At 47.3% G+C, this 14,874-nt stretch carries 13 protein-coding genes and 1 pseudogene; 8 read left to right on the top strand and 6 right to left on the bottom strand.

Features of this window, described 5'->3' with window-relative positions:
• Positions 1 to 52: 52 nt before the first annotated feature.
• The 4 genes from deoR (at position 53) to CW370_RS12855 (ending at position 4,364) form a co-directional block, all read left to right on the top strand.
• Positions 53 to 994, top strand: a complete 942-nt coding sequence (gene deoR / locus CW370_RS12870) for a DNA-binding transcriptional repressor DeoR (RefSeq protein WP_014478458.1) — start codon at positions 53 to 55, stop codon at positions 992 to 994.
• Positions 995 to 1,099: 105 nt separating this feature from the next.
• Positions 1,100 to 1,771 (top strand): deoxyribose-phosphate aldolase, encoded by a 672-nt coding sequence (gene deoC, locus CW370_RS12865; protein WP_015385091.1) that lies wholly within the window; start codon positions 1,100 to 1,102, stop codon positions 1,769 to 1,771.
• A gap of 80 nt (positions 1,772 to 1,851) precedes the next feature.
• A complete protein-coding gene (nupC, locus tag CW370_RS12860; RefSeq protein WP_003244143.1) occupies positions 1,852 to 3,033 on the top strand; it encodes a nucleoside permease NupC in 1,182 nt (393 codons plus the stop codon).
• A 29-nt stretch (positions 3,034 to 3,062) separates the two neighbouring features.
• Positions 3,063 to 4,364: a pyrimidine-nucleoside phosphorylase gene (locus CW370_RS12855; protein ID WP_029946389.1), complete on the top strand. Its 1,302-nt coding sequence runs from the start codon at positions 3,063 to 3,065 to the stop codon at positions 4,362 to 4,364.
• A gap of 42 nt (positions 4,365 to 4,406) precedes the next feature.
• On the opposite strand, the gene CW370_RS12850 is transcribed toward CW370_RS12855, so the two are convergent.
• From CW370_RS12850 to hutP, 6 genes are all read right to left on the bottom strand, one after another.
• Positions 4,407 to 5,834, bottom strand: coding sequence for an amino acid permease (locus tag CW370_RS12850; protein ID WP_015385089.1), 1,428 nt, complete (start codon positions 5,832 to 5,834; stop codon positions 4,407 to 4,409).
• A gap of 75 nt (positions 5,835 to 5,909) precedes the next feature.
• Positions 5,910 to 6,869 carry a formimidoylglutamase gene (hutG, locus tag CW370_RS12845; RefSeq protein WP_024571658.1) on the bottom strand — a complete coding sequence of 320 codons (960 nt, stop codon included), beginning with the start codon at positions 6,867 to 6,869 and terminating at the stop codon, positions 5,910 to 5,912.
• Entirely contained in the window at positions 6,862 to 8,127 is a 1,266-nt protein-coding gene (gene hutI / locus CW370_RS12840; protein ID WP_024571659.1) for an imidazolonepropionase, read from the bottom strand. Before hutI ends, hutG begins: the two co-directional genes overlap by 8 nt.
• Before the next feature lie 12 nt (positions 8,128 to 8,139).
• A complete protein-coding gene (hutU, locus tag CW370_RS12835) occupies positions 8,140 to 9,798 on the bottom strand; it encodes a urocanate hydratase (protein WP_029946507.1) in 1,659 nt (552 codons plus the stop codon).
• Positions 9,795 to 11,321, bottom strand: a complete 1,527-nt coding sequence (gene hutH / locus CW370_RS12830; protein WP_101169688.1) for a histidine ammonia-lyase — start codon at positions 11,319 to 11,321, stop codon at positions 9,795 to 9,797. Before hutH ends, hutU begins: the two co-directional genes overlap by 4 nt.
• A gap of 112 nt (positions 11,322 to 11,433) precedes the next feature.
• Entirely contained in the window at positions 11,434 to 11,880 is a 447-nt protein-coding gene (gene hutP, locus CW370_RS12825) for a hut operon transcriptional regulator HutP (RefSeq protein WP_003243875.1), read from the bottom strand.
• A 317-nt stretch (positions 11,881 to 12,197) separates the two neighbouring features.
• Here hutP and CW370_RS12820 point away from each other — a divergent pair.
• From CW370_RS12820 to CW370_RS12805, 4 genes and pseudogenes are all read left to right on the top strand, one after another.
• Positions 12,198 to 12,360, top strand: a pseudogene (locus CW370_RS12820) (hypothetical protein).
• A 135-nt stretch (positions 12,361 to 12,495) separates the two neighbouring features.
• Positions 12,496 to 13,905 carry an arabinan endo-1,5-alpha-L-arabinosidase AbnB gene (abnB, locus tag CW370_RS12815; RefSeq protein WP_101169687.1) on the top strand — a complete coding sequence of 470 codons (1,410 nt, stop codon included), beginning with the start codon at positions 12,496 to 12,498 and terminating at the stop codon, positions 13,903 to 13,905.
• A 303-nt stretch (positions 13,906 to 14,208) separates the two neighbouring features.
• Positions 14,209 to 14,574, top strand: a complete 366-nt coding sequence (locus CW370_RS12810; protein WP_003218945.1) for a YwqH-like family protein — start codon at positions 14,209 to 14,211, stop codon at positions 14,572 to 14,574.
• A gap of 11 nt (positions 14,575 to 14,585) precedes the next feature.
• Positions 14,586 to 14,855, top strand: a complete 270-nt coding sequence (locus CW370_RS12805; protein WP_003218942.1) for a YwqI/YxiC family protein — start codon at positions 14,586 to 14,588, stop codon at positions 14,853 to 14,855.
• Positions 14,856 to 14,874: the final 19 nt, after the last annotated feature.

Genomic DNA, 14,874 nt, shown 5'->3' with positions numbered 1-14,874 from the left:
AAAAGCAAATCAAAAGCAGTTTTATCAGGACTGATCCACAGGGAGGTGCAGAATGGATCGGGAAAAACAACAATTAAGCATAGAAGCGGCAAGGCTTTACTATCAGTCTGACTACAGTCAGCAGCAAATTGCTGAGCAGCTCAACATTTCAAGGCCAACCGTTTCCCGGCTGCTGCAATATGCAAAGGAAAAAGGGTATGTCCAGATTCGCGTCATGGACCCTTTTGAGGATTTGGATGCGCTCGGTTCCATACTTGAAGAGAAATACGGGCTCCTTGAGGCGCATGTTGTGTTTTCCCCGACACCCGATTATGCAGGAATTACACATGACCTAAGCCGCTATGGTGCAGAATATATGCATGAAACGGTAAAAGACGGCGACATTGTCGGCGTCAGCTGGGGAACCACCATGTATCAAATCGCGCAAAACATGCAGCCGAAGCAGGTAAAAGGCGTCGAGGTCGTCCAGCTGAAAGGCGGTATCAGCCATTCCCGGGTAAACACGTATTCGGCTGAAACGATTCAGCTGTTTGCGGAGGCTTTTCAAACGATGCCGCGCTATCTCCCGCTTCCCGTCGTGTTTGATAATGCGGATGTGAAGCGAATGGTGGAGAAAGACCGTCATATTGAGCGGATTATTGAGATGGGCAAGCAGGCGAATATCGCTCTCTTTACGGTCGGGACTGTCCGTGATGAAGCGCTGTTGTTTCGGCTCGGATATTTTAACGAAGAAGAGAAAGCCCTGCTGAAAAAACAGGCCGTCGGGGATATTTGTTCACGCTTTTTTGATGCGAAAGGGAATATTTGCAGCAGTGCCATCAATGACCGGACCATCGGTGTTGAGCTTGAAGACCTCAGGCTGAAGGAACGCTCCATTTTAGTTGCCGGCGGAAGCAGAAAAGTATCTTCCATTCACGGAGCATTAACCGGAAAATATGCCAACGTTTTAATCATTGACCAGCATACCGCGAGGGCGCTTGTTAATGATTTGTGACACGTTCAAACCTTTCGTTGAACAAAATTTCAATTACCAATTTACATATGTTCAAAAGTCGGTTATGCTAAAAAATATCTTAACAAAAAAGGAAGTGTGCGAAGGATGTCATTAGCCAACATAATTGATCATACAGCTTTGAAACCGCATACACAAAAAGCGGAAATTCTAAAACTAATTGAAGAAGCGAAAACATACAAATTTGCTTCAGTATGTGTCAATCCGACATGGGTGGAGCTTGCTGCAAAAGAGCTTAAGGGAACTGGAGTCGACGTTTGTACGGTCATCGGCTTCCCGCTCGGTGCCAATACAACTGAAACAAAAGCGTTCGAAACAAAAGACGCCATTTCAAAAGGCGCCACTGAAGTGGATATGGTCATTAATATTGCCGCTTTAAAAGACAAGGAAGACGATGTGGTGGAAGCTGATATCCGCGGTGTAGTGGAAGCTGCAGCCGGAAAAGCGCTTGTCAAAGTCATTATCGAAACGTGCCTTCTGACTGATGAAGAAAAAGAACGTGCATGCCGTTTAGCGGTGTCTGCGGGAGCCGATTTCGTAAAAACATCAACAGGCTTTTCTACAGGCGGCGCAACGAAGGAAGATATCGCCTTAATGCGCAAAACAGTAGGACCTGATATCGGCGTGAAAGCATCTGGCGGCGTCAGAACGAAAGAAGATGTAGACACAATGGTAGAGGCCGGAGCAAGCCGAATTGGCGCCAGCGCAGGCGTTTCTATCGTAAAAGGAGAAAATGCATCAGGCGGAGACAACTATTAAGAGCTGACGGAAGGCAGACTGCTTTCCGTTTTCTGAGGAAACAGTGATTGTAAGCGAATACAAATAAAGGAGAAACACATATGAAGTATTTGATTGGGATTATCGGTTTAATCGTGTTTTTAGGCCTCGCGTGGATCGCGAGCAGCGGCAAAAAAAGAATTAAGATCCGCCCAATTGTTGTTATGCTCATTTTGCAATTTATTCTTGGCTACATTCTCCTCAATACCGGGATAGGGAATTTCCTCGTGGGAGGATTTGCAAAAGGATTCGGTTACCTGCTTGAATACGCGGCAGAGGGAATTAATTTTGTGTTTGGCGGCTTGGTGAATGCGGACCAAACGACATTCTTTATGAATGTTCTCTTGCCGATTGTGTTTATTTCTGCTCTGATTGGGATTCTGCAAAAGTGGAAAGTTCTCCCATTTATTATTAGATATATCGGCCTTGCCCTCAGCAAGGTAAACGGTATGGGAAGATTGGAATCGTATAACGCAGTGGCTTCTGCGATTTTAGGGCAGTCAGAAGTATTTATCTCCTTGAAGAAAGAACTCGGTCTTTTAAATCAGCAGCGCTTGTACACGCTTTGTGCATCTGCGATGTCAACTGTATCAATGTCCATTGTCGGCGCGTATATGACAATGCTGAAACCGGAATATGTTGTAACAGCGCTTGTTTTGAACTTATTTGGCGGTTTCATAATTGCTTCTATTATTAATCCGTACGAGGTTGCAAAAGAAGAGGATATGCTTCGTGTTGAGGAAGAGGAAAAACAATCCTTCTTCGAAGTGCTCGGAGAATACATTCTTGACGGTTTCAAAGTAGCGGTTGTCGTCGCTGCGATGCTGATTGGATTTGTCGCGATTATTGCCTTGATCAATGGCATTTTTAATGCAGTATTCGGTATTTCGTTCCAAGGCATTCTTGGATATGTGTTTGCTCCATTCGCTTTTCTTGTGGGTATCCCATGGAATGAAGCTGTTAATGCGGGAAGCATTATGGCAACAAAAATGGTATCGAATGAATTTGTCGCCATGACGTCGCTTACGCAAAACGGTTTCCATTTCAGCGGCCGTACAACAGCGATCGTATCGGTATTCCTTGTGTCCTTTGCGAACTTCTCCTCAATCGGAATCATTGCCGGTGCCGTAAAAGGACTGAATGAAAAGCAAGGAAATGTCGTCGCTCGTTTCGGCTTGAAATTATTATACGGTGCTACGCTTGTCAGCTTTTTATCAGCAGCAATTGTGGGCTTGATTTACTGAACTTAATCGAAAAGGATCGGTGACCAAACATGAGAATGGTAGATATCATCATCAAAAAACAAAACGGAAAAGAACTCACCACTGAAGAAATTCAATTTTTCGTGAACGGCTATACAGACGGAAGCATTCCTGATTATCAGGCAAGCGCGCTTGCTATGGCGATTTTCTTCCGGGATATGAGTGACCGTGAACGCGCGGACTTGACGATGGCTATGGTGAACTCCGGTGAAACGATTGATCTTTCTGCCATTGAAGGAATTAAAGTGGATAAACACTCCACCGGCGGCGTCGGCGACACGACAACACTCGTTCTCGCTCCGCTTGTTGCGGCTCTTGACGTGCCGGTTGCCAAAATGTCCGGCCGCGGCCTCGGCCATACGGGCGGCACGATTGATAAGTTAGAGGCAATCGACGGCTTCCACGTGGAACTGACGAAGGATGAATTTATTAAACTTGTGAACCGCGACAAGGTTGCGGTCATCGGCCAAAGCGGCAATTTAACGCCGGCTGATAAAAAACTGTACGCGCTTCGTGATGTAACGGGAACGGTCAATTCCATTCCGCTCATTGCAAGCTCGATTATGAGCAAAAAAATCGCTGCCGGGGCGGACGCCATCGTGCTTGACGTAAAAACGGGAGCGGGCGCCTTCATGAAAACAGAAGAAGACGCAGCTGAACTTGCCAAAGCGATGGTACGCATCGGAAATAACGTCGGCCGTCAAACAATGGCTGTCATTTCAGACATGTCCCAGCCACTCGGCTTTGCGATCGGAAATGCGCTTGAAGTCAAAGAAGCGATCGACACGCTCAAAGGCGAGGGGCCTGAGGATCTTCATGAACTTGTCTTAACGCTCGGCAGCCAGATGGTTGTGCTTGCGAAAAAAGCCGATACATTGGACGAAGCGAGAGCGAAGCTGGAAGAAGTCATGAAAAACGGCAAAGCACTTGAGAAATTCAAGGATTTCCTGAAAAACCAAGGCGGCGACAGCTCAATTGTTGACGATCCGTCTAAGCTTCCGCAAGCCGCATATCAAATTGATGTGCCTGCCAAAGAAGCGGGTGTCGTCTCTGAAATCGTTGCGGACGAAATCGGCGTCGCGGCGATGCTGTTAGGTGCCGGTCGCGCCACAAAAGAAGATGAGATCGATTTAGCCGTCGGCATCATGCTCCGCAAAAAGGTCGGCGACAAAGTAGAAAAAGGCGAACCGCTTGTGACGCTTTACGCCAACCGCGAAAATGTTGATGAAGTCATCGCAAAAGTCTATGACAACATCCGCATCGCCGCGGAAGCGAAGGCGCCGAAGCTGATTCATACGTTGATTACTGAATAAAAATAAAGCACATCCCATCCTGAGTGGGGTGTGCTTTTTTGATTACAGGATGTGATCAGCCTGATATTCCTCTTGGCTGATTTTTTTCGCTTTTGTAACATTTCTTTTGAAATGGTAGATCAGATAGCAAAGGATGATACAAGGAACTCCGCAGAAAAGTGCGATTCTTTGATTGGGATCAAAAGCAAGACCGATACAAGAAGCAGAACATAATAAGAGAGCGGCTATAGGCATAAGAGGATAAAGCGGCGTGCGAAATGTCAGATCTTTTACATCCCCCCCTTTTTTCAAAAATCTCTTTCGAAACAAGAGTTGGGACAAGGCAATGCTCATCCAGACCACGACTCCTGCAAATCCAGCAATTGCTACCATCACCACATAGACAGTTCCAGGGGCCACGATACTGGAAACGAGAGATAAACAAGATACAGCCATACTGATCATTAAGGCATTTAAAGGAATGCCTTTAGATGTCACTTTCTTAAAACGGGAGCTGATCATGTTTTCATTTGCTAAAGACCACATCATACGGGTCGAAGCATATAAGCCTGAGTTGGCGACAGACAGCAAGGCTGTTAATATCACGAAATTCATAATATCAGCAGCGTAAGGGATTCCGATCTCCGCAAATACGGCTACAAACGGGCTTTCAATCACGCCTGCGTCCTTCCATGAAATCAACCCGGATAATATGAAGACAGCGCCAATGAAAAAAATCACGGTTCTCCATGCGACATTACGGATGGATCGCGGTATATCCTTTTGAGGATTTGCTGATTCTCCTGCTGTAACGCCGATTAACTCTGTACCAGAAAAGGCAAAACTCACAGATATCATCGCGATAAAAACGGCGAGAAAGCCATTCGGAAACAGCCCGCCATGGTCCGTGAAGTTTGACAACATAGGAGCATCCGCCGTTCCGTTTAAAGAGATCAGGCCAAACATGGCGGCTCCTCCTAAAATGATAAATAAAATAATGGTGACAATCTTTACGCTGGAAAACCAAAATTCAGTTTCCGCAAATAACTTAACTGAAAATGCGTTGCATATAAAAAGAAGGGCTGCAAAAATCGCACTCCACATCCATACACTGCTGTCAGGGAACCAGCGCTGCATGAGAATACCGGATGCGGTAAACTCAGAGCCTACCGTCACCACCCAATTGATCCAGTACATGATGCCGACCATAAAACCGGTAGATGGACCGATAAATGTTGTAGCATATTTTTGAAAAGAGCCGGTCACCGGCATGGCAACCGACAATTCGCCGAGACATTGCATGACGAGGTACATCATCAACCCGCCGATTACATAAGCGAGTATCGTACCGCCGGGTCCGGCTTGATGTAGCGTATAGCCGGTACTGAGGAAAAGTCCTGTGCCTATGACGCCTCCCAATGAGATCATAAATAGGTGCCTGCTTTTCATTGTGCGTTTTAGCTGTTGGCTGCTGTTCTCCTGAAGATTCACTGTCTCGCCCTCCTTTTAGCTGCCATTCTTTAGGCAGATGAGTTTCTTATACCCAAAATACAACCTGCCAGAAGATCACTTGAATGGGGAGAGTTTCATTCCTTTTAATGCGTGTAACAGAACATGAGCTGCAGCTCTGCTTGTCATATCTCGAAAATCGAGGGTAGGATCGACTTCAACAATTTCAATCCCGGCAATATTGGGCTGTTGTGCGATGTACTTGACTGCTTCAAGCAATTCGTCTGTATAGAGGCCGCCCGGGCCAATCGCTGGACAGCCGGGTGCATGGGACTGGTCTAAGACATCCATGTCAACAGATATAAAAATGAAATCTGTTCTATTTTGAACGGCTGGCAAAACCTCTTTTATCGTGGAGATGAGTCCTTTTTCCCGGATCATGTCCATCGTGTGAATGTTCACGCTATGTTTTTTTGCATATGCTTCATAGGCCTGGCTGTTGCTGAATTCTCTGATACCCAGCTGGATCAAATGTTGACCTTTAATAATCTCTTCATCCAAAAGGCGGCGGAAGGGGGTGCCGTTTGTCGGCCCCCCGTCCTCCGTATTGCGAACATCGTGATGGGCATCAAATTGAATCACCGCTGTCGTTCCTTTTGTTTGTGCTATCGCTTTTATTGTGGAGTAGCTGATAGAGTTATCTCCCCCAAGTATGAGCGGCACCCAATCCGGATGATCCGAAAGCAGAGCGTGCATGGTTTGGAAAATGTGATGATGTGACTTTACGATATCAGTGACATGAATATCGATATCCCCCAGATCATATAGAAGCTCTGATACGACGTGCTCTCCAAGCTCAGCAGAATAGGCTGATGAATGTTTCAGAGCCTGGCGTATTGTTCCGGGTGCAAAGGAAGCGCCTGAATGACTGATGGAGGATTTTGATAGGGGGACACCTATCAACGCCGGTCCCTTAATGTCCTGGCCGTCCCATGTTGCGATCAGGTCGCTCATTTTTGTGACATCCCGGTCTTTAAACGAAGATCCGGCCTCTCTGAGAAAAGGGTACTTATCCAAGAATGGCTCCCTCCTTGTTGACAACAATTGTTCCGTTTTTCATGACTTGATGTACATGATTGACCCCGTAGTGATACGGAATATACATATAGTTCGAGGCTTGCCAAATGACTAGATCAGCTGAGCGGCCGACTTTGAGCTGACCGGCTTCCTCTCCTTTCCCTATGGCGTATGCGGCATTGACTGTGACCGCATGCCAAATTTCTTCTGCAGTCATTTTCAGATGAAGCGCGGCAATGGACATAATCAGCTGGATATTTTCAGTCGGCGAGCTGCCAGGATTAAAATCCGTTGCCAAGCTGACACATACACCTTCATCAATCATAGCTCTAGCCCTGGCGTATGTGCTTTTGCCAAGATAAAATGTCGTGCCCGGCAAGAGGACGGCGATCGTTCTTGCCTCAGCCAATTTCTTTATGCCTTCGTCCGATGCACCTACCAAATGGTCGGCTGAGACGGCCTTTAGCTCACCTGCTAATTCAGCACCTCCAAGCGGATCGATTTCATCTGCGTGTATTTTTAATCCGAAGCCTGCCTCAGCTGCTTTTTGTAAATAACGGCGGGATTGGCTGACTGTAAAAACGCCTGTTTCTGTAAAAATATCAGCAAAGCTGGCGAGCTCCTGCTCTTTGATTTCCGGCAAAAGGGAAAGCATTTGATCCAGAAATTCATCTGGATCGTTTTGATATTCGGGAGGAATCGCATGGGCTCCCATAAATGTGGAAACAAGGTCAACAGGCTGGCTTTCATGCAGTTTCTTTGCGACACGCAACTGTTTGAGCTCTGTCTCTTTTTCCAAGCCGTAGCCGCTTTTCACTTCTGCTGTGGTTGTGCCGTAGGACAGCATTCTTTGCAGATGAAAATGGGCTTTTTGCAGCAGCTCTTCTTCTGAAGCCGCCCTGGTATCCTTGACTGTAGACAGAATCCCGCCGCCCTGCGCCAGAATATCCAAATATGAAATGCCCTGAAGCTTAAGGTTCATCTCCTTTTCACGAGATCCGCCAAATACAAGATGGGTGTGCGGATCAACGAGGCCGGGCGTTACAAGGCGTCCCGAACAGTCAATGATTTCGTCTGCCTCGTAACCGGCTTCAGCCCCTTTTTGTCCGGCGAACACAATTTTCTGTTCATGGATGCCGACAACAGCGTCTTCGATCACATGAAGATCCTGCATGCTTTTGCCTGCCCGCGGACCGCTGCTTTCCATCGTCAAAAGCTGACCGATGTTGATGAGAATCGTATCAATTTGCTTTGGCATGTCATCACTCCTTTATTTTTGCATCGGCACGATAATGTCCTGTTCCTTCGCTACTTCAACGGCACGTTCATAACCCGCATCCGCATGACGGATAATGCCCATTCCTGGGTCGCTCGTTAAGACCCGCGCGAGCCGCTCGTCAGCCAGCTCACTTCCATCGGCCACTGCAACCATGCCGGCATGCAGGGAATAGCCCATTCCGACGCCGCCGCCATGGTGGAAGGAAACCCAGCTTGCACCCGCCGCCGTGTTGACAAGCGCATTTAGCACAGCCCAGTCACCAACAGCGTCACTTCCGTCCTTCATCGCTTCTGTCTCCCGGTTTGGAGAGGCGACAGACCCGCAGTCCAAATGATCTCTCCCAATAACGACAGGCGCTTTTAGCTCCCCGCTTCTAACCAGCTCGTTAATGGCGAGACCCATCTTTTTTCGTTCTCCATATCCAAGCCAGCAGATACGGGACGGCAAGCCTTGGAAGGTGACTTTTTCCTGTGCCATATCAATCCAGCGGTGAAGGGCTTTATTTGTCGGGAACAGCTCTTTTAATAACGCATCCGTACGGTAAATATCTGCCGGATCTCCGGAAAGCGCCGCCCAGCGGAACGGCCCTTTTCCTTCACAGAATAAGGGGCGGATGTAGGCAGGGACAAAACCCGGAAAATCGAAGGCATTCTCCAGCCCTTCATCCTTTGCGACTTGCCGGATATTGTTGCCGTAGTCAAATACAATAGAGCCCTTTTGCTGAAAGGCCAGCATGGCTTCGACATGTTTTTTCATGCTTTGCTTCGCAAGGCGCACGTAAAGCTCTGGATTGTCTTGACGCAAACGGTCAGCTTCATCAAGGGAGTAGCCCTCGGGAACATAACCGATTAAAGGGTCATGGGCAGATGTCTGATCTGTCACAATATCAATTTTGACGCCTCGGTTCAAAAGTGTGTGATGCACCTCAGCCGCGTTTCCGAGAAGTGCAATGGACAAAGGTTTTCCTGCCAGCTTTGCCTCTTCAGCCCAAGCTAAGGCTTCCTCAATCGATGCTGTTTTTCGATCGCAGTATTTTGTTTCGATCCGCTTGTCGATGCGTTTCTCGTCAACCTCGACAGCAATGACGACGCCTTCATTCATCGTGACAGACAGCGGCTGTGCGCCTCCCATTCCGCCGAGACCCGCTGTCAGCGTCAACGTTCCTTTTAAGCTGCCCCCAAAGTGCTGTCGCGCCAGCTCAGCGAAGGTTTCATAGGTTCCTTGCAATATGCCTTGTGAGCCAATGTAAATCCAGCTGCCAGCCGTCATCTGTCCGTACATCATTAACCCTTTTTTCTCAAGTTCGTGGAAATGCTCCCAGTCTGCCCACTTCGGAACAAGAACAGAATTAGCCAGGAGCACGCGCGGGGCCTGCGGGTGTGTACGGAACATGCCAACGGGCTTCCCGGATTGCACGAGCAATGTTTCATCATTTTTTAATGTTTTCAAGGAATGCTCAATGGCGTGAAAAGCGTCCCAATCCCGTGCGGCTTTGCCGATCCCGCCATATACGATGAGGTCTTCCGGCTTCTCGGCGACCTCTGGATCAATGTTGTTTCGAAGCATCCGAAGCACTGCCTCTTGCTCCCATCCTAAGCATTCAAGCTCTGTTCCTCTGTTGGCACGGATTGATTTTTTTACATCAGTCATATGTTCATCCCCCTTAGTTCTTTATTCTGATGGTCAGGTATTAAAGATTCTTTCTTCAGCCAGTCAGTCAAGCGTTCAATGTCATAGGAAAAAACACGGTCCTGCTGAATGGACGGCACGACTTTTCTCATTTCCTGAAAAAGCTGTTTCGTATAGGACGCTGCATGTTCTATGCCTCTGTATTCAACAGCCTGTAATGCGCAAATCGCTTCGATCGCAATGACTCTCCTTGTATTTGCGATCACCTGATAAGCATGCCGAGCGGCGATGGTTCCCATGCTGACATGGTCCTCTTGGTTGGCGGATGACGGAATGGAATCCACACTTGCAGGATGGGCCAGTGTTTTATTTTCAGAAACGAGTGATGCCGCGGCGTACTGCATGATCATTGCACCGGATTGCAGACCGGGATGAGGGCTCAGGAACGGCGGCAGGTCATTCAGCTGCGGATTCACAAGTCGTTCGATCCTGCGCTCTGCGATATTCGCAAGCTCTGATATTGCGATTTTCAGAAAATCCATGGCAAAGGCGATTGGCTGTCCGTGAAAGTTTCCGCCGGAAATCACTTTGTCACCGTCATTGAAAATGAGTGGATTGTCTGTAGCTGCGTTCATTTCAATCTCTAATTTTTCTTTGACATAGCCTAGTGTCTGCCAAGTCGCACCGTGTACTTGCGGAATACAGCGCAATGAATAGGCATCCTGAACCCGCAGTTCTCCCTGGGAGGTTGTCAGGCCGCTGTCAGATAGATAAAAGCGAATTCGTTCTGCGACATCGATCTGCTCCTGATAGCCGCGGGCTGAGTGAATATCCTCGTCAAATGCATCGATAATTCCCCGCAAACCTTCAATCGTTAAGCTGGCAATGCGTTCTGTTTGATAGGCTAGTTTCTCAGCTTCAATGTAGGCGACCACTCCCATTGCAGTCATGGCCTGAGTCCCGTTAATCAAGGCAAGCCCTTCCTTGGATGTCAGCGTTACCGGCTGAATACCGGCTTTTTTCAAGCCTGTCATTGCAGGCATTCTTTCCCCCTCAAAAAAGACTTCTCCTTGCCCGATCAGCGCAAGCGCCAGGTGGGAAAGCGGCGCCAGATCTCCGCTTGCGCCAAGTGATCCCTGCTGAGGGATGACAGGATGGACGCGTTGATTTAAAAAAGCAAGCAACTGTTCGATCAGCTCAGCGCGTACACCGGAAAAGCCTTTTAACAGCGCATTGGCGCGCAAAAGCAGCATTGCCCTGGAAACACACTCAGGAAAAGGGTCGCCGACTCCGCAGGCATGAGAAAGGATTAAATTCAGCTGCAGCGCCGCCGAGTCTTCTTTCTGAATCAGGACATCGCTGAATTTGCCAAATCCGGTGTTGATGCCGTAGATTGTCTTTTCGTCGCGTACAATCCGTTCCACTGCTGCTCTGCTTTTTTTCACGCGCTCCATACTTTCCTCGGAAGCCGCTGCCTCCTCAAAATCAAACAGCACACGAGCGACGTCGGCTGTTGTCAATGAAGAACCGTCTAAAGTCACCATAAGCCCAACTCCTTTTTCTTTACTTTGGTAAAGCGCCCATACAAAAAGGAGCTATGCTGTGAACATCTGTTTTCACGCATAGCCCCCTATCGTCTAAGATCTATGGGCTGTTTCATATGTGATTAATTCCAACACCGAATGTCTCGTGCTCAAGACCTTTAATCGGCGCCCCGATTGTTCCGTAAAGCGAGACAGCAATCCAATCGCCTTCCGCTTCACTTTCATAAGGATTTCCCCTCAAAACGGCAAACCTCAAGCCCACCGTCCGAAGCAGCGATCCTAGCAGCATTTCACCTCTGGTCACGCCATGCAAAGCCTCCATCGTCGCATGATAAAGCGCATGTGACTCCCGATAACCCTCAGATTGAATGACACCGCTCTTTTTGGAAGCGGTTTCAATTGCAGCTACTACTTTATGCGCGTCCATTGATCCTACCTTGCCAAGACAGACCTTCCATCCGTCTCGCTCCAGCTCCTCAACCTGCGTACTCTCTTCCGCCTCATTCAGCAGCAGGAGAACAGACAGCCGGCCGATCCGACGCTCTTTATGCAGTGTCATATGAATCACTCAATTCCTAAAAATTCTGATAACTATTAACTGAGTATTATATTAATTGGTTCAGCAGCAGAAGTCAAAAGGTTTTTTACAGTCTTTAACAAGTTAGATTGCTATTGTAATAGCGTGACGCAGAAAGCAGAACAGGTTTTTTCAGCGATTGCACACGATATCCAGACAAGGAGGCAAGCGCCGCTGTCTAACTCTCAATATGCGTTTACAAAGTCGCATTTTTCGTAAGGCGTTTTATAAAGAGCCAGCCGAATGACTCCGGTGTTGACGGGCAATCAGGCATCATCTTAAAAACCGCCGACAACGAAATGGCTGTATCACAGTCGATGCAAAACCTGACAAAGCAGTTATTACATGTACGCGAATGAAAAACAGAGTGATGAAAGAAGGAGAAACAGCAAAAGAGTTGAACTATGAAGGAGAGGATATGCAAGCAGCAGTTCCGCGCAAAACAGACAGACATCAGTCTGACTATGTAAGAGAACAGTGAGAAATCACCTATCTGTTTGAATATGAAAACATTCGGCTGTTTTAATAGGCCGGGGTATCTTCATAGAGAAATGTAAGCGTTTAAAATTCAATAAAAAAGAGAGGCGAATTGTTTAGATGTTCAACCGATTGTTCTGTGTATGTTTTCTTGCAGCTCTTATCATGGCCTTCACCCTCCCAAACTCCGTCTATGCACAAAAACCTATATTTAAAGAAGTCAGCGTCCATGACCCTTCCATCATTGAAACAAACGGCACTTTTTATGTTTTTGGATCTCATCTCGCTTCAGCTAAATCGAATGACCTCATGCAATGGCAGCAGCTGACCACCAGCGTAAGCAATGACAACCCACTTATCCCGAATGTCTATAAAGAATTAAAAGAAACCTTCGAATGGGCGCAATCCGATACTCTTTGGGCGGCTGACGTCACGCAGCTGGCGGACGGCAAATACTACATGTACTACAACGCCTGCCGCGGCGATTCGCCAAGATCCGCCATGGGTGTTGCCGTTGCTGACAACATCGAAGGCCCATACAAAAACAAAGGCATCTTTTTGAAATCAGGAATGGAAGGCACAAGCAACGATGGAACACCGTATGACGCAACCAAACATCCGAATGTCGTCGACCCGCATACCTTCTTTGATAAAGACGGCAAGCTGTGGATGGTGTACGGATCATACTCAGGCGGCATTTTCATACTTGAAATGAATCCGAAAACGGGCTTCCCGCTTCCTGGACAGGGATACGGGAAAAAACTGCTTGGCGGCAACCATAGCAGAATCGAAGGCCCGTATGTTCTCTACAATCCAGACACCCAATACTACTACTTATACCTATCATATGGCGGTCTTGATGCAACAGGCGGCTATAACATCCGTGTGGCCCGCTCCAAGAAACCAGACGGCCCTTATTATGATGCAGAAGGCAATCCAATGCTTGATGTCCGCGGCAAAGAAGGCACATTCTTCGACGACCGTTCCATCGAACCATACGGCGTCAAACTCATGGGCAGCTACACTTTTGAAACAGAAAATGAAAAAGGCACCGGGTACGTTTCACCAGGCCACAACTCCGCATACTATGACGAAAAAACCGGGCGTTCCTATTTAATCTTCCACACCCGCTTCCCGGGCAGGGGTGAAGAACACGAAGTCAGAGTCCACCAATTGTTCATGAACAAAGACGGCTGGCCGGTAGCAACGCCATATCGTTATGCGGGCGAAACACTGAAAGAAGTAAAACAAAAAGATATCACAGGAACATACAAACTCATCCAGCACGGAAAAGACATCTCAGCCGACATCAAACAAACCATCAACATCCAGCTCAACAAAAACCACACCATTTCCGGGGAAATGACCGGAACATGGAAGAAAACCGGAAAAAATACAGCCGACATCACGTTAGCGGGCAAGACGTATAACGGGGTATTTTTACGCCAGTGGGATTCGGTGAGAGAGAAGAACGTCATGACGTTTAGTGTGTTGAATGGCAACGGTGAGGCTGTTTGGGGATCTAAATAAGATGGAGAAGCGCCTTCTAGAGAAGGCGCTTTTTTATGAGTTTTATTGACTATAAGAAATGGTTGAGCGAGAGAAAAAACAGAAGTGATAGTGGGGTTCAAGACCTAAACGAAAAGTCCCCATTATGATGATTCTCCCTCTTACAAAGTTATGAAATTGAATTTTTAGCTATTTAGAACCGGGATAAAGTTCCTCAAGACAATCCTTTTACCTATTTATCCAATATGACCCATCATGTAATATGAAAATAGTCTGTATTGTAAAGAATTGACACAGTTTGATAGAAACACGAGGTGTTGCGGCATGCATAGTGAAATGTTGTTACATTCGGTAAAAGCCGACTTACATGAAAAGCAGGAACAGATCCATCAATTAAAACGAGTGCTGCACGAAATTAGGCAAATCAAACACGAATTCTCCGAGGCCCAGCATCTCATTCACCGGCCTCATCTTAACCGGGAGGCATGGAGAGGAACACATGCTCAGCGGTTTGAAGATATTCGTGAAGGAATGAACAAAGCATATCAGCAAATCAAAAGCGATCAAGTCAGCGGAATCATCGAAAGCATAGAAGGAAAAATCCACTCATTAGAGGGCGATGTCTATTCCATAAGACGCCAAATTACGAGGATAGAGCATGAAATAGAGAAGGAAAAACATAAAAAGTGAGGTGAGCACAAATGGCACAGGAAATTAAAATGGTGTATGGCACAGTGAAGCAAGGGCTTTCTCAGCTCAAGAATTCAGCTGAACTCAAGTCCTCCTTGCCCGGCCATCTCTCAGGCAGAAACCATTTGAATGTTGTGAAGTCCATCGAGCAATTAAATAAGGACATCAAAGAGCTCACTGAAGCATATGCGTCTGTTCTGGCCAAGCATATCGCACAAACGGAAAGCGCGGTAAACGCCATGAAGGAAACGGACGAAAACATATCATCTTCCATGAAATGAAGCGCGGGAGGACAAGGGA

It is taken from the genome of Bacillus sp. SN32 (genome assembly GCF_002837495.1).
Taxonomy (GTDB): domain Bacteria; phylum Bacillota; class Bacilli; order Bacillales; family Bacillaceae; genus Bacillus; species Bacillus subtilis.
The sequence above is the reverse complement of the archived record's forward strand: the minus strand, read 5'-3'. Positions and strand labels throughout refer to the sequence as shown.

Bases quoted from the DNA above. Each gene is read 5' to 3' on its own strand.
- deoR (WP_014478458.1), top strand. From the start codon at position 53: ATGGATCGGGAAAAACAACAATTAAGCATAGAAGCGGCAAGGCTTTAC.
- abnB (WP_101169687.1), top strand. From the start codon at position 12,496: ATGTTCAACCGATTGTTCTGTGTATGTTTTCTTGCAGCTCTTATCATG.
- hutH (WP_101169688.1), bottom strand. From the start codon at position 11,321: ATGGTGACTTTAGACGGTTCTTCATTGACAACAGCCGACGTCGCTCGT.
- hutU (WP_029946507.1), bottom strand. From the start codon at position 9,798: ATGACTGATGTAAAAAAATCAATCCGTGCCAACAGAGGAACAGAGCTT.
- CW370_RS12810 (WP_003218945.1), top strand. From the start codon at position 14,209: ATGCATAGTGAAATGTTGTTACATTCGGTAAAAGCCGACTTACATGAA.
- CW370_RS12805 (WP_003218942.1), top strand. From the start codon at position 14,586: ATGGCACAGGAAATTAAAATGGTGTATGGCACAGTGAAGCAAGGGCTT.
- hutI (WP_024571659.1), bottom strand. From the start codon at position 8,127: ATGCCAAAGCAAATTGATACGATTCTCATCAACATCGGTCAGCTTTTG.
- hutP (WP_003243875.1), bottom strand. From the start codon at position 11,880: ATGACACTGCATAAAGAGCGTCGGATCGGCCGGCTGTCTGTTCTCCTG.
- nupC (WP_003244143.1), top strand. From the start codon at position 1,852: ATGAAGTATTTGATTGGGATTATCGGTTTAATCGTGTTTTTAGGCCTC.
- CW370_RS12855 (WP_029946389.1), top strand. From the start codon at position 3,063: ATGAGAATGGTAGATATCATCATCAAAAAACAAAACGGAAAAGAACTC.
- deoC (WP_015385091.1), top strand. From the start codon at position 1,100: ATGTCATTAGCCAACATAATTGATCATACAGCTTTGAAACCGCATACA.